This is a genomic window from Vibrio sp. NFR (assembly GCF_027587095.1).
Taxonomy (GTDB): domain Bacteria; phylum Pseudomonadota; class Gammaproteobacteria; order Enterobacterales; family Vibrionaceae; genus Vibrio; species Vibrio harveyi.
Window position 1 is genome coordinate 130823 of record NZ_JAPPTN010000006.1, and the last position, 18154, is coordinate 148976.

Sequence of the window (18154 nt, forward strand, 5' to 3'; positions counted from 1 at the left end):
TTCTCTCCAGTGTAATTTTCTTCTTAGCTAGCATTATTTTTTGTTGTTAAACCTTAGCTTGAGCAATGGTGTCGCCGTACAAGTGGCAGTTTGAGAGACGACCAGGTTCTATTTGACGTAGCTGAGTTGGTACTCTTGTACAAGCTTCATGGACGCGGTCACAGCGAGCTTGGAAACGGCAGCCTTGTGGAACTTCTAATAAGTTCAGAGGGTTGCCCGGAATACCAGTTAATTTGGTCTTAGGACCAGTTAGTGGAGGGAAAGAGCTACCCAAACCTTTGGTGTAAGGGTGGTAAGGACTTTCCAAAATTTGCTTAGAAGGCGCGACTTCAATCAACTCGCCCGAGTACATGATGCCGATGCGGTCAGAGAACTCGACCATCAATGACAAGTCATGGGTGATGAACAGAATCGAGAAGCCGAATTCTTCTTTAAGTGCGTAAATCTTTTGCAGGATTTCGCGTTGAACCACAACGTCTAGCGCTGTTGTTGGTTCATCCATGATGATCATTTTTGGATTCAGAGCCAAAGCGATAGCGATAACCAGACGCTGACGCATACCACCAGAGAACTGGTGCGGGTAATCGCTCAGACGACTAGGGTGGATATCTACGATTTCCAACAGACCTTCTGCACGTACTTTTGCTTGAGCGCGAGTCATGTTGGTGTGGCGCATAATGACGTCACAGAACTGCTCTTCCATCGTTAGTACTGGGTTCAAAGCGTTCATCGCACTTTGGAATACCATCGACATTTCGCTCCAGCGGAACGCTTGCATGCGTTCATCGCTGTATTTGAGGATATCTTCACCATTGAAAATAACCTCACCACCTGTGATAAACGCTGGCGGCTTATGAAGGCGCATTAGCGAGAAAGCAACAGTGGATTTACCACAGCCAGATTCACCAGCCAGACCGAATACTTCGCCTGGTGCAATGTCGAAGCTAACGTTGTTACATGCGCGGACATCGCCCGCGTCTGTAATGTAGTCTACGCATAGGTTACGGATAGAAATTAGTGGTGCAGTCATGATTATTTATCTCCGCTCCATAGTGCATTTTGTGGTGCCAATTCTGGCTCACGCTCTTTCTTGTCTTGTGCTGCCATTTTCTTCCAGCGCTTCATGCCTTTGTGAGAACGAAGTTGTGGGTTAGCAATTTCATCTACTGCAAAGTTCAGTAGAGCAAGACCAGTAACCAATAGAGTCAGTGCAATACAAGGAGCTAGCACTTCCCACCATGCTCCGATAAGCATTGCTGATGAAGTTTGTACGTTGTACAGCATGATGCCCCAACTGATGGTATTGGCATCGCCTAGACCTAGGAACGAGATGACGGCTTCTGTGTTGATTGCTAGCATTACCGAACCGATGAAGCTTGCGCCTACGATTGGGATAAGGTTTGGCAAAATCTCAACGAAGATGATGCGAATGGATGATTCACCAAGAACCTCTGCTGCTTTAACGAATTCTTTCTCGCGTAGTGCCATGGTTTGAGCTCGCACAACACGTGCACCCCAAGCCCAGGAGGTACCGGCGATAATCAATGCAATGGTGAGCGGTCCAGCCTCCCCGATGAAGGCTGCGAGTACAAAGAGCAATGGTAATTGTGGGATTACCAGCATAATGTTCATTGCAGCACTCAATACGTCATCGACACGACCGCCGAAGTAACCCGCTGAGATACCAATAACTGTTGCTAAGAAACACACGATAATACCCGCGCCGAAACCAACACCCAGCGATACTCGAGCGCCGTAAGCAACTTGAGACCAGATATCACGCCCCATACGAGATGTACCTAGAACGTGGTCTGCTTTTTTCGACATCAGCAGCGTGCGACGATCATCTGCTAGGTTTTTTGCAACCCAGCCATCAGGGTTATTTTGTGCTTGTTTTACAACAAAACCAGGGTATTCATGTGGGTTACCAGTGCGCTTATCTGGCGCATGTTGAGTAATCAAAGGTGCAGCTACTGCTACAAAGATGAATACCGAGATAATTGCCAAACCAACACGTGCGAACGCGTTACCTAAAATCAGTTTAAATAGTTCTTTCATGATTATTTGCCTCCCTTACGTAGGCGAGGGTCTAGAATCATGTACAGCATGTCAGCCATTAGGTTGAAGCAAAGCATGAACATCGTCATGATGATTAGCTGACCTTGAAGTACTTGGTAGTCACGTGCGTGAATTGCGTTAAGAAGAACCGTACCTAGACCTGGGTAGTTGAAGATCATTTCGATGATTAGCTGACCACCGATTGCCATACCTAGAGACATTGAAAGTGCGGTTACACTTGGTAGTAGTGCGTTACGAGCTGCGTAGTTGAATACCACACGGTTTTCACTCAGACCCTTACCTTTTGCCATCGTGATGTAGTCTTCAGCAAGAAGGTTGATCATGTTGTTACGCATGTTTACTAGGAAGCCACCGATCTGAACAATCGTCGCACAGAACAATGGAAGAATAGCGTGGTAACCAACGTCTTTTAGGAACTCCCAGCTTGTCCAATCTGGCACAGTACCCGGGGTGTATGCGTAGCCTGATGGGAACCACTTAAGACCGATGGCAAAGATGAACAGTGCTAGCATCGCGATTACCATTTGTGGAATCGCCTGAACAATAAGTGTGCCCGGTGTTACGAATGCGTCGTATCGGCTACCACGTTTCCAAGCTGCGAAGATACCTAGTACAGAAGCAATCGAGAACGATAGCACTACTGCAGTACCTGCTAGGAACAATGACCAACCGAATGCACCACCTAGTAGAGAGTTAACTGAAAGCGGGTAGAACTGGATAGAAGTACCTAGCTCCCAGCTTAGAATGTTTTTGATGTATGACAGGTACTGAATGTAAATTGGACCATCTACGAAACCTAGCAGCTCTTTCATTGCTGCGATTCGCTCTGGCGTTACCTGTACTGATGCGTTAGCAAACATCATGGTAACTGGGTCACCAGGCATTGCTCGCGGAATAATGAAGTTTAACGTCGCTGCAACCAAGAGCGCGACAAGATAGAACGACAAACGTCTTAAAAAATAACCCATAACTCACACCTTACTCACCCAGATTTTTTCCCTGTTTCTGGTTTCAGGTCGCTCCTAGCGAAATTTAGAGCGAAAAATCCCCTGACGACGAGCGCCATATGTTGGTTTGGTCACAAGGGGATTTTTATAGGCGGCACACGGGATGTGTGCCGCTAGAAATGAACTTCTACTTATTTAACTGGTTTTAGGTCCAGTACGTGAAGTAGACGCTCTGGGATACCAGCCCAAATGTTTGGACGGCCCTTAGGATTTTCTTCGTTCCACCAACCAGTGAAGCGAGTTGTGTTGTATTGGTACATGTAAGCACCAGACATCACAGGGATAGTAACTTGGTCTTGAGCGATGATTTGCTGAATACCGTGAGCGATTTCTAGCTGCTCTTGCTTGTCAGCTGTCTTGTAGAAGCTGTTTAGAAGACCATCTAGCTTGTCGTTCTTGTAGAAGTGCATCGCGAAGCGAGGCATACCGTCACCAGATTGTAGTGCTGAGTTGTAAGCACTGTTCCAGTAAGTGTATGGGTCTGCACCGTGGAAGTAGTTGGTGTACGCAACGTCGTAAGTACCTTCAAGCATTGCTTGGTTGTACACAGAGAAGTCTGGTGTACGAGCACGTGCTTTGATGCCTACTTCTGCAAGTTGCTCAACAGCAAGCTGTACAGTGTTGTTGAAGTCAGTCCAACCGTTTGGAGATTGGATCAGTAGCTCGAAAGACTTACCAGATGGCGTATCAACGAAACCGTCTTTGTTTACATCTTTAAAGCCAGCTTTCGCTAGAAGCTTCTTAGCACCTTCAGCGTTGTACGAGTTGTAACCTTTGTACTTGTCGTGAGTCTTCTCGTCAGACCAAGCTTCGAATGCGTAGCCAAGACCAGATGCGAAGTCGTTCACTGTACCGCCGCCGTAGAATGCGATATCAATGATAGTTTGACGATCAAGAGCCATAGAGAATGCGCGGCGGAAGTCAACGTTAGTTAGTGCTTCGTGCTTCGCTGCATCTGGGTTCTTGAAGTTAACTACGAACGCTTGAGTGCCTGCTGGCGGGTACCAGTAGTGGTGTTTAGGGCTTGCTGCTGCGTAAGTGCGGTCGATGTCTGGAACGAATGAAGAAGTCCAGTCCATTTCGCCGTTAACAATCTTACCTAGGAACTGGTCGTTGTTCGCGATTTGAGGAACACGCAGACAGTCAACGTCTAGGTTAGCTGCATCCCAGTAGTTCGGGTTTTCACACTGGATGTATAGTTGCGGAGTGAAAGTGTCGATCTCTGTAAACGGACCAGTACCTACTGGGTTCTCGTTCGTGAACGTTGAAGGATCTTTTACTTTGCTCCATACGTGCTTAGGTACGACTGGTACTTTAGCAATTTCGTAAGGAACGTTTGAGTTTGCTTCGCTTAGACGGAACTTAACTTTGTAATCGTTAACTTTCTCTACGCCAGTAACCCAAGAGTTGATACCAGATTGGTCTAGTTCTGGCTTCTCTTTTACTAGGTTGAAAGAGTAAACAACGTCATCAGCGGTAAACGCTTGACCGTCAGACCATTTTACGCCTTTACGAATGTCGAAAGTTACGCTCATTAGGTCGTCAGACATTTGGAAGTTTTCTGCTAGACGGAATACTGGCGTGTTGCCGTGCATTTCGTTGAAAACAACTAGTGGCTCGTAGATAAAGTCAGTAGTTGTGTGCAGGTTTGTTGCACCCAAGAAAGGGTTAAAGTTACGAACAAAAGTTGTAAACTCTTTAGGGTGGATAGTCAGTTCACTGCGCTCAGCGGCTGTAGCTACTGATGCGAAACCTGTAGTAGCCGTTGCAATAATTGCTGTTGCTAGTGCTGTTTTTTTAATATTGGCAAGCATAGCTGTTCCTTACTATTTGCTTTCATTTCACTAATGGAATTGAATGTCATCAATTGATAAACACTCTCCAAGGCCCACCTCTTCGCTTCACTGTAATTTGCGTCGCTCTAAGAGTGGCCTGTAGGCCTTAGGCAGGAGTAAGAAAACACCTTATCCACAAAATAATCAAACTCGATTCCCGTTAAAAACGTTAAAAACCATACCAACTCCGTCATAAACGTCATTTTGCTCGTTTTTAAGTCACTCAAGGCTAAAAAATAAACGTTGATATGCGTCGCAGTTTATATCCGCTTTAACATTGTGTGTTAGTGTTCGCTTACTTAGATATGTAGTCATGTAGAGGCTTTTCTGTGGTTGTATTGCATTGGGGATCTGGCTCACACCTGAAATTTTTGTTAATTAACTAGGTGAAATTTAATCTGCCGTTCTGTTGTGATTGACTTCGCAATCTGTATCAAATGTTGCTCAATTTTCCCTTGTTGAGGAAAAATAAGTGCGTTTTAACAGCAAAAATGGGCTGCTGATTATGCTTTTTTTATTCAGGAAAGGAAGTGTTTTAAAGATACTTTTTAAGAAAATTTACGGTAAGGAATGGGCAAGGAATAACACGACTTGAATTGTTTCTACAAATGCTGTTGCTTCTGGTTTTGATAGCTTGCTTCCAGCTTCTTATACGCTAATTGCTCAGTCCCATCGCTGCTCTGTAAGCTCTATTGCTTGCTTCTTACGGTGAGTATGGAGAAGCATTACTGCGCAATTGATAATGGCAGGGATAAAAAAGCCCCGCCTAAGTGGCGGGGCTAGTATTTGCTGTTTGGTATTAACTTGTAAGGAGCCTTTGCATTTTATCGCGTTGCGCTTCAATGTAAGCTCGTTCAGGGCTTTGTTCTTTACAGTGCTCAAGAATGAACTCGATTGAGCTTAGAACCGTTCTCCAGCGCGGTGTTTTTGGTAATGTCTCAATGCGCATGTATTTATCGAGTGTCCGAGTTTGCAACGTACTGCGGTCGAGGTAGACACGCCATAAACCACTTTGCTCCGCAAAAGCAAACTTAGTTTCTCCAGTCACTGATTCCCAGTATTCCAATGCATGAGTCATCGTATCGACCAATACTTCGCGCATCAGCTCTTGTTTATCTTTCTTGTTCCCCAATGCTTTATCTGCAAGGCGAGTAAACTCACCGCCAAGTTCTTTTAGCTTCTGCAATTGGTCTTTATCACCGTCAAACGCATAACTTGATAGAACTTCAACCGCGGTTTCTAGATTGTGGATACGAGCTGCGTTTGCACCACCGCCTACGTTAAAGATGTACATAACATCTAGACCAGAGCCTTCAGGTAATTTGAGAATGTCTGCTTCAATGTTTTGACGAATATCTTCGATGTAAATATCAATCTTGCCACAGTAATGTGGTTGTTTAACTGTCAGGAATTTAGGTGCAATAAGTTCATCTGCCGAAGAGCGTTTTAACTGCTCTAAGCTGCGTTTAAATAGCTTGCATGCCGCTTCGTTCGCAAAGCGAATACGTTGATCCTCGCGAAGGCAAATAATGGCTTCAGGTGCTGATTCTAGTTGTTCTAATAATCGACCTTGAGTCTCAAGCAAGCTAGCTTCTACTTCAGCACGTTGGCGCAGCTCCGATTCCAGTAACTTGTTCTCGATGTGGCGCATTTCTGCTTTACTTGCGGTTAAGTGCGCTTGAATACGTGCGGCGAGTTCCTGCTTATTGAATGGCTTGGTTAAGTAGTCATTCGCACCTGCTTCGAAGCCTCTTACTCGATCTTCTGTCTGACTTAATGCTGTCAACATAATGATTGGAAGCTCTGCGTGATCATAGGTCTCTCTAAGCTCACTACATACTTGGTAGCCGCTCATGCCTGGCATCATGATATCGAGTAGAAGCAACTCTGGTTTTTCTTGCTCGATTAAAGCAAGTGTTTCAGGACCATCAGAAATAGTACGTACGCGGTAGCCTTCAAGCCTTAGGAAGCTTTCAAGAACGCGTAAGTTAACCGGTTCGTCATCAGCAACATACAACAGCGGACCATCAGGGTTCTCTGGTAATGATAAGTCGTCGTTGTTTTCAAAGTTCGCTTCTGGAATTTGGAAGTGTCCACGCGCCGCAAGGCTCTGTGTTGCTTGAATCTCTTCTTCATTAGCAAGTGGCAGAGTAAAGCTAAATGTAGTGCCGACCATTGGTTGACTACTTACATATAACGATCCACCCATCAATTCGATAAGTTGACGGCTGATTGATAAACCCAAACCAGCGCCTTGACGGTAGCGACTAGCGTCTTGGCCGGCTTGAATTAAAGGTTCAAAGATATGCTCAAGATGTTCAGCCGGGATACCCTGGCCAGTATCAACCACTTGTACGCGGACTTGATCGTCCACGACGGTGGCAGAAATTACGATCTTACCTTCAGAAGTATATTTAATTGCATTACCAATTAGGTTGTACAGTACTTGTTCCAAGCGTTGTGGATCGGCAGACACCGCTTTTAGATCGGCAGGGACCTGGTTAATGATACGAATCGTCTTGTTACCTAGTAGATGACTTGAAAGCTCAAGCACCAAGCGAGTCGCACTTGCTAGGCTCACTGCCGATTTTTGGATATCCATGCTGCCATAGCGCATCTTGTGGTAATCCAATAAATCGTCAACAAGATTTGCCAAACGTTGACCACTTTTGATGATGATATCCAATTGGTATTTTTGACTCGCAGGAATTGCACCATTAGCACCAGATACTAAAGTCTCTGCAATGCCGACCATACCGTGTAATGGTGTACGTAACTCGTGAGAGGTTGTCGCTAGGAACTCATCTTTCAGCTTATCTGCCAACTGCAATTCTTCGTTTTGCTTTTGGATCAATTTGATGTTGCTTTCTAGCTCTTCATTTTGCTGCTTAATGGTTTGGATCTTTTCTCGAATTGAGCGTTGCATGCGCTCAAAGCTGATCGCGAGTCGACCGATTTCATCTTTACGCTCTGTATTAAAGGTCGTTTCGTCCAGATCACCAGCAGATACTTTCTCTGCTGCCCAAGTCAGCTTAAGAAGCGGGGAGGTGATGAAATTAGATAAGTAGTGTGAGGCGATCACAACCAAGATGATCGCAATCAGCATCGCAATAACAAACAGCTTCTCGAGCTGGTGGACTCGAGCAAAGGCTTCTTTTTCTGGAAGTTGTACGACAATCGCCCAAGTTAGACCGCGAGTTTCAATTGGCGCAAATGCCGCAATCATCTCTTCACCCAAGCGGTTGCTGTAAGTACCTACTTCTGTGTCGCCTGCGAGTGCTTTATCGACAATCTCTAAGCTGTTTTGGATTTCTTCCTGTTTGGTGTTAATGGTTCGAGGTTTATGATCGCTGCCCACTAGTAAGGTTTCAATCGAGGAATCGCGGTTGATTTCAGCAATAAGCTTAGTAATGCCGTTGTTTGGTAAGCGGAACATCGCATAGCTGTGCAGGTAGCCTTGTTGGACAATCGGTGCGCCGAGCCAAGCGACTTGTTTACCGTTTTCGATATCAAAGTCAGACACGACAACTGGCGTGTAATCTTCATTGACCTTACGACGTGCACTCACATCTTCAGACAAACGTTTAAAGGTGCGCCCTAGCGCCGTATCTTTGTAGCGTCCTGTCAGTAGGTTAGTGCCATAGTTGTCGTCTTTATTGATTGAGTAAGTGACATTACCATCGATATCAACCAATAAAATGTCATTAAAATCAGATCGCTTTAACAGCTCTAGGTATGCCCAGTGGTAACGTTTGTGCAATAGGCGGTAACGTTCGCTGCCAACGTAGTTAGATGATTCCGGTAAAATCGAGGTTTTGATTTGATCGCCACTGCCTTTGATATAGCGCTGCTGTGCGTTTTCTCTGGCTTCATCAATATCGTGACCCAAGCGACTAAACGCATTGACCAAACCGTAGAATCGTCCGCCGCTGGCGTAAGCAAGTTCGGAGCGTACGAAGCCCATGACTTCAGTCTCTTGAGCTGCAAAGTAGTCGATGATTTGTTGTTGTTTGGTATCACGAACTGAAAGAAGGTGCGATGTGCTTTGTTCTTGAAGATCTTTACTGTGTGATTGCAGGAAGAAAATCGCAGTTATCGTCAGTGGCGTGATACTAAGAACCAAAAACGCGGTCATTAGCGTGCTTTGCAGGCGCTTAAATTTCTGCTTTTTGTAGAATTTAAACATGGATAAGATTACAACTCATAAAAGGGCAGCGACCAATTTACTGGGGCTTGCCAAGGTTCTCGTTAAAAACGGACAAGAAGTTAAATTCGATAGAATTAACAAAATTAACGAGTTTTTTTTCTTTGACAAGAAAGTTGATTGGAAAGCGTGGGGAGAGACGCAGTTTTTCGTTGAGTTGAATGAATTTTGGCAAAGGTTTGCGCAGGATTTCACCTGCGCAAAGAGAGATTAGGATTTTTTCGCGTAGTATATCGAGAATTTATTGGTCTTATTTAGCGTCTCGCAATTATTGAATGCTTGCTCAATAATTGGTGGGTATTTTAAGAAGCTGTTTGCCACAATCACCATTTCACCCTGTTTAGTCATGTATTGTGGTGCTTGACCCAAGAGTGTTTCCGCAGCGTTGTAGTTTGTATCTAGACCACTGTGAAACGGCGGATTACTGACGATAAAGCGATAATCTTTTGCCGTATCGGAATAGATGTCTGAAGCAAACACACGTCCAGTTATGCCATTCGCTTCTAATGTTGCTTGGCTTGATGTGATGGCATAAGCGTTAATATCACACATCTCAATCGCGATATCTGGGTTGGCTTTTGCCATGAATGCACCCAGCACTCCTGCACCACAGCCAAAATCGAGCACCTTGCCAGATAGTTTAGGTAAAGTCTCAAGCAGTAATCGACTGCCTAAATCAAACTCACCATGGCTAAATACACCAGGAAGGCTCTTAACCGTAAGTGATTGCTCACCCAAAGTGACGGTGTAGGATTTAAACCAATCTGCTTGATTGAAAGGCTTTGGCTGGTTAAGGCAAGTACCCCAGTAGAATGAGCAACGGCGAGCTGAGTCGTACTTGTTCACTGGACCGTACTCTTTGAACATTTTCTCAATGCTCTTGATACCTGAACGGTTCTCACCAACGACGACGATTTCTGTATTGATGCCAAGTTTCGCCATCAACATTGCCAGCAAGTATTCTGCCTCAGATTTAGCTTTTGGCCAGTACAGAAGCACCATGTCTGCTTGTGTCTCAATATCAAACTCTGAGCCAAAGTGGCTCTTCACCTTGTTCGATGTGCGAATTTGACGGTAGTAGCTGTAGTTAGAAGTAAAAACCTCTACTGACTCACAATGAGCCACTAACTCGAGAGGAAATAGATCTTCAACTTCACCAGCGACTAAAACGTGTTTTCCGTTAAAGTACTCAAGTTGGCGCTGAGCTATTTGGCTAGGAGCAATATAAGCAGACATAAATTTGGTTCATCAGAAATAATTAGGGGCAGATTTTCGCACAATCTGCCCCAAGCTTGAAGTGATTAAGCAGCGACTAACTGTTGTCTTGTTGGTTGAGGAAATCCTTAAACTCTTCTTCGTAGATGTTAAACAACACCATGGTGACGGCAAAAATCAGTGGACCGTAGATAAGACCGATCAAACCAAATAGATGCAAACCACCCAATAGAGAGAAAAATATCATTAGCGTGTTCATACCCGCGCTGCCTTGCATTAGCAGAGGGCGTAATAGGTTGTCGATAGAGCCGACTACCACGACACTCCATACCGTCAAGAAGATTGCCCAAGTGGTGTCACCGGTTAAGAACAAGTACGCTGCGGCTGGAATCCAAATTAGTGCTGTGCCAACTACAGGGATAAATGATGCAAAGCCCATCATGGTTCCCCAGAATAAACCAGGGAAGCCTGCAAGCCACATACCGATACCACCAGCAAAGCCTTGAGCAATCGCGGTTAAGAATGACCCCATTACAGCGGATTTCGAGACTTGTTCAATCTCGGTCAGAATTTTGTCTTCTTGGCTGCGTGAGAGGGGCAGAATATGACGCATTGCTGAAATGATCTTGTCGTGGTCACGTAACAGGAAGAACAAAACGAACAACATTAGGAAAAAATCCATTAGGAAGTTCGTTGCATCACCTAGGATTTTTGCGCTTATAGCTACAAGGTTTGAACCAAATGATGTTGCGAATTGCCCGATCTTTTCTGCGATGGCTTGTGGTTCGATTTTGTCGAAAGGTAAGTACTCATTAACCAACGCTAAACCTTTGACTACCCAAGGATGTTGGAAAATATCTTGGATGCCACCATTGGTTACCCACTTGTAGGTATTTTGCGAAAATACCGAACCTTGCTGCACGATAGCGGCAAAAACAAATAGTAATGGAATCACGATAATAAAGGTTAAAACCACACAAGAGAGCAGTGAGACCAAGTTTTTGTGATTAGGTAGTTTTCGTTCAAACCATTCATGTATTGGGAACATGAGCAGTGAAATGATAAACGCCATGACGATCGAGTTGATGTAAGGCTCGACCAACAAATAGCAGGCAAAAGCAGCGGCGAGCAGCGCAACAACTAGCACTCGATGACTCGACGTGATTTTTACATTATTCGGCATGTGATTAATCCAAATTACGGAATATTTACGTTTACGCCTTATACCACAGCGCAAAATCTTTATTACTTTGCACCGACGATTCTTTCAAGCTTATGACATAGCTGAATTGGGAAGGTGCAGTTGACCTTGTTATAATGACCACAAATCAGGTGGTTATCAATCAAGAGATGGAAAAATGGGTTGTTGTAACAGCGATAAGAAATGCCAGAGCGAAAAGAAGACCAGACGCATTCCTTGGTTTGGGATTGTTCTTGGGATTCTTGCCATCTTAGTCATCTTTAATTGGCAAGCATAATTCAAATAATAAAAAAGGACCTCGAAGGTCCTTTTTTTGGAATTTATGTTCTGGTAAGGAACGCTTATTTTGATTCTTCTGCCAGAATTGCGAAACAACGATCCGCAGCTTCTAGTGTTGCGTCGATTTCTTTTGAACCATGAGCTAGAGAAGTAAAGCTTGCTTCGAATGCTGATGGTGCAAGGTATACACCGTGTTTTAGCATTAGGTGGAAGAAACGCTTAAAGCGCTCGACATCGCACTTAGTCACGTCTTCGTAGCACGTTACGGTTTCTTGGTCAGTGAAGAAGAAACCAAACATACCACCCACTTGGTTTACTACCATTGGGATGCCGTGTTTTTCAGCAAGAGCTTTGAAGCCTTCAGCAAGTTGTTTGGTCTTTGCAGCAAGACGTTTCTCGTTACCTTCTTCTTTTAGCAGGTTCAAACATGCAAAGCCTGCCGCCATTGCTACTGGGTTACCGGAAAGTGTGCCCGCTTGGTATACAGGACCTGTTGGCGCAACATATTGCATGACTTCTTTACGACCACCAAAAGCACCCACTGGCATACCGCCACCGATCACTTTACCTAGTGTCGTTAGATCTGGTTTGATGTTGTAGTGTGCTTGCGCGCCACCTAGAGCTACACGGAAGCCTGTCATTACTTCATCAAAAATCAGTAAAGCACCTTCTTGGTCACAGATTTCGCGTAGACCTTCGTGGAAGCCTTCTACTGGAGGGATACAGTTCATGTTGCCCGCTACTGGCTCAACGATGATACATGCGATTTCGCCTTTGTTTGCGGCGAATAGTTCACGTACTGAATCTAAGTCGTTGAATGTTGCCGTTAGTGTGTGCTTCGCAAAATCGGCAGGAACGCCAGGAGAACTTGGTTGACCTAGAGTTAGTGCACCTGAACCTGCTTTTACTAGCAAGCTGTCTGCGTGACCATGGTAACAGCCTTCGAACTTCATGATCTTGTCACGACCAGTAAAGCCACGAGCAAGACGGATAGCACTCATTGTTGCTTCCGTACCAGAACTTACCATGCGGATTTGTTCCATAGATGGCACTAGCTCAGATACAAGCTCGGCCATGGCAATTTCCATTTCAGTTGGCGCACCGAAACTTAGACCGCGTTGTGCAGCATCGATAACTGCTTCACGGATAACTGCGTGGTTGTGACCTAAAATCATAGGGCCCCAAGAGCCAACGTAATCAATGTACGCTTTACCATCGGCATCAAAAATCAGGGCACCGTCTGCTCGTTCGATAAATAGCGGAGAACCGCCAACGCCGTTGAATGCACGAACTGGTGAGTTCACACCGCCAGGAATGGTTTGCTGAGCCTTTTGATATAGCTCTGATGATTTGGTCATGGGGTTATCCTCTTTTGATTGCTCGGACCAAGTGGAGCGCATTGTACCTAGCTAATCTCAAGTTAGAAACGTTTTGGGTAATTTATGTGTTGTCTGGCGGTGTAATCTTACATATCAGCATCTGATCTAAAGAATCGTCGGTGAATACTTGAACGAGTTGGTCAGGTATTGGATAATCGCTCTAATTAGCACAAATTTGACGTCTCGCTACAGGCTTGACGCATTACACGAGTGAGAGAGGTCTTCGTGAGCGAAGTAAACGTACCATTGTCTTTTTCTGATGCAGCAGCATCACGCGTTAAAGCGCTGATTGCGGAAGAAGAAAACCCAGCACTGAAGTTACGCGTATACATTACTGGCGGCGGCTGTAGCGGTTTCCAATATGGCTTCACATTTGATGAGAGCGTAAATGAAGGTGATACTACGATCGAAAACAGTGGCGTAACACTGGTTGTAGACCCAATGAGCCTGCAATACTTAATCGGTGGCGTGGTTGATTACACAGAAGGTTTAGAAGGAGCTCGTTTCTTCGTTAATAACCCAAATGCGACGACAACCTGTGGTTGTGGTGCATCATTCAGTGTGTAATTAATACGACAACAGGCAGCCAATCGGCTGCCTGAGTTTTACGTAGCAGGAAGTCACGTAAACGCCCCCTCGCTTTCATGATGAAGTGGGGGTAAAAATAAAAAGGACTTTATATGTCTGGAACTTCTTTCGGACGTCGTTTTGTCGAACGTCCATGGCTAGTCTCTCTAACGCTTGTTATCGCTTTGGCTGCTTGGCTCGCAATGGGTCAATTCAATGCACAAGACGAATCGGTCTCTTCTCCATCCTCTCAATCAGATGATACGCCTGTCGCAAAGGTGATGTTCAACTCTTTTGAAGCACAACCAACCAGTAAAACAATTGAACTTTACGGTCGAACTGCGCCGAATCGGCAAGCTCGTTTAGGGGCAGAAGTCGCAGGTAAGATTGTGAGCTTGAACGTGCAAAAAGGACAAAGTGTTAAACAAGGGCAGGTGATTGCCAACATTGATGAGCGCGATCTAGATATTCAACTTAAACGCGCCAAAGCAATGCTGCGTGTAAAAGAAAAAGAATTTAAAGCCGCAGAATCTTTGAAGAATAGAGGGTTGCAAGGTGAAGTTGCTTTTGCCACTGCTCAAGCGGCACTTGTCGATGCCCGAGCAAACTTAAGCAATGTTGAAACTGCACTTAAAAATACCAAAGTAAGAGCCCCTTTTGACGGCATTCTGGACCATCGATTCGTTGAAGTGGGAGATTTCGTTGGCGTCGGCGACCCAATAGCCACTGTAATTGACTTAGAGAAGTTAGTCATTGAAGCGGATGTGAGTGAACGTCATATTCAGTATTTAAAACAAGGTCAGCAAGCCGATGTTAGAACCATTGATAACATCCATCATCAAGGCACCATTCGTTATATTGGGCGCGTATCTTCAACTTCGACCAACACATTCCCTATAGAAATCGAGATTGATAATCGAGAGAGTGCGATGCCTGCGGGTGTCAGTGCTGAAGTGGTACTGTCGCTAAGTGAAGTTCTGGCAGTGAAAGTGACCGCAGCCATGTTGGCGTTAGATGAAGAAGGCAATCTTGGTATCAAAACGCTTCGTGATCAGCATGTTCACTTTGTGCCTATCCAACTGGTCAAAGCTGAGAAAGACGGTGTCTGGTTATCCGGCTTAGGAGACCAAGTTGACATCATTGTGCTTGGACAAGGCTTTGCACGTGATGGCGACTTAGTGATGGCGACAAAAGTCGACGATGCCATTGAAGCTGCGAACCAGCAATAAGGAGGCAATATGTTTGCTTTGATTGATGCTGCGTTATCGCGTGCACGTACCATGCTTACATTGTTGGTGATGATTTTGATTGCCGGAGTGATCACCTACATTACGATTCCGAAAGAGTCGAGCCCCGACATTACCATCCCTATTATCTATGTTTCGGTTAGTCACCAAGGTATTTCCCCGACCGATGCGGAGCGCTTATTGGTTCGTCCGATAGAGCAAGAACTTCGTTCAATAGAAGGCGTTAAGGAGATGACCGCGATTGCTTCAGAGGGACATGCGTCGGTTACTCTAGAGTTCAGTGTCGGCGTTGACTTAGCTGAAGCTATGGCTGATGTTCGTGATGCGGTGGATCTTGCTAAACCTAAATTGCCTGAAGACAGTGATGAGCCAACAGTTAACGAAGTAACATTCGCATCTGAAGAGCCTGTCCTCACTCTGGTTCTGTATGGCACAGTCCCTGAGCGTACAACAGTACAAATCGCACGAGCTTTACGTGATAAGTTGGAAAGCTATCGTCAGGTATTGGAAGTCGATATTGCGGGGGATCGCGAAGATATCGTTGAGATCGTGGTCGATCCGTTATTGATGGAAAGTTACGGTTTGGATCAAGCCGATATCTACAATTTGATTGCTTTAAACAACCGAGTGGTTGCTGCTGGCTTTGTCGATACTGGTTATGGTCGCTTCTCGGTTAAAGTCCCTTCCGTATTCGATTCGTTAAAAGATGTATTAGAGCTACCGATCAAGGTAAATGGCAAAGAGGTGATCACTTTTGGTGATGTCGCGACAGTGCGCCGAGCCTTCCGTGACCCTGAAAGTTTTGCTCGTTTAGATGGTGAACCAGCGGTGGTGCTCAATGTGAAAAAGCGTGCCGGTGAAAACATCATAGAAACGGTTGAGCTCGTTAAACAAGTTCTGATTGAAGCGCAAAAGCAGACTGGTTGGCCGAATAACCTGCAAGTTAAATACACTTGGGATCAGTCTGATGACGTTAAGCTGATGCTTAGCGATCTGCAAAACAACATTCTGTCTGCAATTATTCTGGTCGTTATTGTCATCATTGCCATTCTGGGTGTTCGAACGGCACTGTTAGTTGGTATTTCTATTCCGGGCTCTTTCTTAACTGGCTTATTGGTGTTGTCGGTTTTTGGTTTGACCGTCAACATCGTGGTGCTATTCGCACTGATTATGGCTGTAGGCATGTTAGTCGATGGTGCCATTGTTGTTACGGAATTTGCTGATAGGCGGATGCAAGAGGGCACACCACGTAAAGAAGCATATAGGGATGCAGCAAAACGTATGGCATGGCCGATTACTGCTTCTACAGCAACCACTTTGGCAGCGTTTGCACCACTGCTATTTTGGCCGGATATTACTGGTGAGTTCATGAAATACTTACCATTAACTCTCATTGCAACCCTCAGTGCTTCGCTAATGATGGCATTACTTTTCGTCCCTGTGATTGGTGGAATCATTGGTAAGCCTCAAGTCGTCGATGCACAGCGTCAGCAAGAGATGGTTGACCTGCATAATGGTGAATTTGATAAAGCGACAGGCATTACCAAGCTTTATTACCAAACCCTGTCTATCGCGATCCGACATCCATTGAAAGTGTTACTCAGCGCAATTTTGCTCGCGGGTGGTGTTGGCTTTACTTACAACAAAGCCGGCTTAGGTGCGGAGTTCTTTCCTGAAGTGGATCCCGCCTTCTTTACGGTCAAAGTTCGTTCTTATGGTGATTTGTCGATCAATGAGAAAGACATCGTAATGAAAGAAATTGAGAAAGTAATGCTAGGGCATGATGAGTTTGAAAGCGTCTACACACGTACTGGCTCCGATTCAAATGATGGTGATGAGATTGGTCAAATTCAGATCACGCCGGTGGATTGGCAATATCGCCGTAAAGTCAAAGATATTATTGAGGAACTTAAGCAAACCACCAATCAATTCTCCGGTGTTGAGTTGGAATACAAATTCCCCGATGCAGGACCACCAGTTGAGCATGATCTCGTGATTGAAATGTCGGCGCAAAACTCAAGTATCGATCAATTGGACAGTGCCGCCAAAATGGTTCGTTACTGGGCTGATCGTAACCCTGCGTTAACTAACTTAAGTGATACAACGAATAAAGAAGGAATTGATTGGCAGATTGATATCCGCAGAGACGACGCTTCTCGCTTTGCGGCCGATGCAACTTTGGTTGGAAACACCGTTCAGTTTGTTACCAACGGTTTGAAGATTGGTGATTATCTTCCGGATGATGCCGATGAAGAAGTCGATATCTTAGTACGTTATCCGCAAGATAAGCGTGATATTGGGCGTTTTGATCAGCTGAGAGTGAAAACGGCTGCGGGCTTAGTACCGATTACTAACTTTGCTCAAATTAAACCGGATCATAAGCAGGATACGATTCGCCGAGTTGATGGGCGCCGAGTGGTAAATATCAAAGCGGATATGGTTGAGGGGTATAACCTCGCACTGGAGCTACCAAAGATAACGGCGGAAGTGGCGCAATTGGGTTTACCGGCTGGGATTGAGTTTAAAATTCGTGGGCAAAACGAAGAGCAAGAGAACTCTTCCGCTTTCTTGCAAAATGCTTTTATGGTTGCTCTTGGTGTGATGGCGCTCATTTTGATTACTCAGTTTAATAGCTTCTATCAAGCCTTTTTGATCCTAAGTGCAGTGCTTTTCTCTACGGTCGGTGTGTTTGCTGGATTGCTGATTTTCCAAAAGCCATTCGGCATTATTATGTCGGGCATTGGGGTGATCGCACTGGCCGGGATTGTTGTGAACAACAATATTGTATTGATAGATACTTACAATCAGATGCGTAAACGAGGGCTAGAAAAGTCAGAGGCAATTTTGCGTACCGGAGTACAGCGTCTGCGACCTGTATTGTTGACCACAGTAACGACGATACTTGGCTTGCTGCCAATGGTGCTAGAGATGAACATCGACTTAGTTAACCAGAAGATTGAATTTGGTGCACCGAGTACGCAGTGGTGGTCTCAATTAGCAACTGCAGTTGCAGGTGGGCTCGCATTTGCAACCGTGTTAACTCTAGTGCTTACTCCATGTTTATTGATGCTAGGTAGAGAGCACAATATTGATGAACCTGAAACAAAAGAGGCAGCGTAAGCTGCCTCTTAGGTATTGTCG

12 protein-coding genes are annotated in these 18154 nt (G+C 45.1%); 4 read left to right on the forward strand and 8 right to left on the reverse strand.

Features of this window, described 5'->3' with window-relative positions; genetic code table 11:
* Nucleotides 1-46 precede the first annotated feature (46 nt).
* The 5 genes from OH463_RS13415 to OH463_RS13435 all read right to left on the reverse strand — a co-directional run bounded on the left by OH463_RS13415 (nucleotide 47) and on the right by OH463_RS13435 (nucleotide 9107).
* Complete coding sequence (locus OH463_RS13415) at nucleotides 47-1030, reverse strand: ABC transporter ATP-binding protein (protein WP_005446313.1); 984 nt, start codon at nucleotides 1028-1030, stop codon at nucleotides 47-49.
* Nucleotides 1031-1032: 2 nt separating this feature from the next.
* Entirely contained in the window at nucleotides 1033-2058 is a 1026-nt protein-coding gene (locus OH463_RS13420) for an ABC transporter permease (RefSeq protein WP_005446315.1), read from the reverse strand.
* Between the two features lie 2 nt (nucleotides 2059-2060).
* Entirely contained in the window at nucleotides 2061-3047 is a 987-nt protein-coding gene (locus tag OH463_RS13425; protein WP_005446316.1) for an ABC transporter permease, read from the reverse strand.
* A gap of 170 nt (nucleotides 3048-3217) precedes the next feature.
* Nucleotides 3218-4900 (reverse strand): ABC transporter substrate-binding protein, encoded by a 1683-nt coding sequence (locus OH463_RS13430; protein ID WP_005446317.1) that lies wholly within the window; start codon nucleotides 4898-4900, stop codon nucleotides 3218-3220.
* A gap of 820 nt (nucleotides 4901-5720) precedes the next feature.
* On the reverse strand, nucleotides 5721-9107 hold the full coding sequence (locus tag OH463_RS13435; RefSeq protein ID WP_009698734.1) for a response regulator: 3387 nt from the start codon (nucleotides 9105-9107) through the stop codon (nucleotides 5721-5723).
* Here OH463_RS13435 and OH463_RS13440 point away from each other — a divergent pair.
* Nucleotides 9106-9339: a hypothetical protein gene (locus OH463_RS13440; protein ID WP_029790366.1), complete on the forward strand. Its 234-nt coding sequence runs from the start codon at nucleotides 9106-9108 to the stop codon at nucleotides 9337-9339. The two genes, OH463_RS13435 and OH463_RS13440, sit on opposite strands and share 2 nt — an antisense overlap.
* Here OH463_RS13440 and rsmC read toward each other — a convergent pair.
* From rsmC to hemL, 3 genes are all read right to left on the reverse strand, one after another.
* Complete coding sequence (gene rsmC, locus OH463_RS13445; protein WP_050924925.1) at nucleotides 9336-10361, reverse strand: 16S rRNA (guanine(1207)-N(2))-methyltransferase RsmC; 1026 nt, start codon at nucleotides 10359-10361, stop codon at nucleotides 9336-9338. The two genes, OH463_RS13440 and rsmC, sit on opposite strands and share 4 nt — an antisense overlap.
* Nucleotides 10362-10437: 76 nt before the next feature.
* Nucleotides 10438-11523, reverse strand: a complete 1086-nt coding sequence (locus OH463_RS13450) for an AI-2E family transporter (RefSeq protein ID WP_005449176.1) — start codon at nucleotides 11521-11523, stop codon at nucleotides 10438-10440.
* Between the two features lie 359 nt (nucleotides 11524-11882).
* Complete coding sequence (gene hemL / locus OH463_RS13455; RefSeq protein WP_005449175.1) at nucleotides 11883-13178, reverse strand: glutamate-1-semialdehyde 2,1-aminomutase; 1296 nt, start codon at nucleotides 13176-13178, stop codon at nucleotides 11883-11885.
* Between the two features lie 246 nt (nucleotides 13179-13424).
* Between hemL and erpA the strand changes: the two genes are divergently transcribed.
* From erpA to OH463_RS13470, 3 genes are all read left to right on the forward strand, one after another.
* Nucleotides 13425-13766 carry an iron-sulfur cluster insertion protein ErpA gene (gene erpA, locus OH463_RS13460; protein ID WP_005449174.1) on the forward strand — a complete coding sequence of 114 codons (342 nt, stop codon included), beginning with the start codon at nucleotides 13425-13427 and terminating at the stop codon, nucleotides 13764-13766.
* A gap of 113 nt (nucleotides 13767-13879) precedes the next feature.
* Nucleotides 13880-14995, forward strand: a complete 1116-nt coding sequence (locus OH463_RS13465) for an efflux RND transporter periplasmic adaptor subunit (protein WP_050924926.1) — start codon at nucleotides 13880-13882, stop codon at nucleotides 14993-14995.
* A gap of 9 nt (nucleotides 14996-15004) precedes the next feature.
* On the forward strand, nucleotides 15005-18133 hold the full coding sequence (locus tag OH463_RS13470) for an efflux RND transporter permease subunit (protein ID WP_050941193.1): 3129 nt from the start codon (nucleotides 15005-15007) through the stop codon (nucleotides 18131-18133).
* Nucleotides 18134-18154 lie beyond the last annotated feature (21 nt).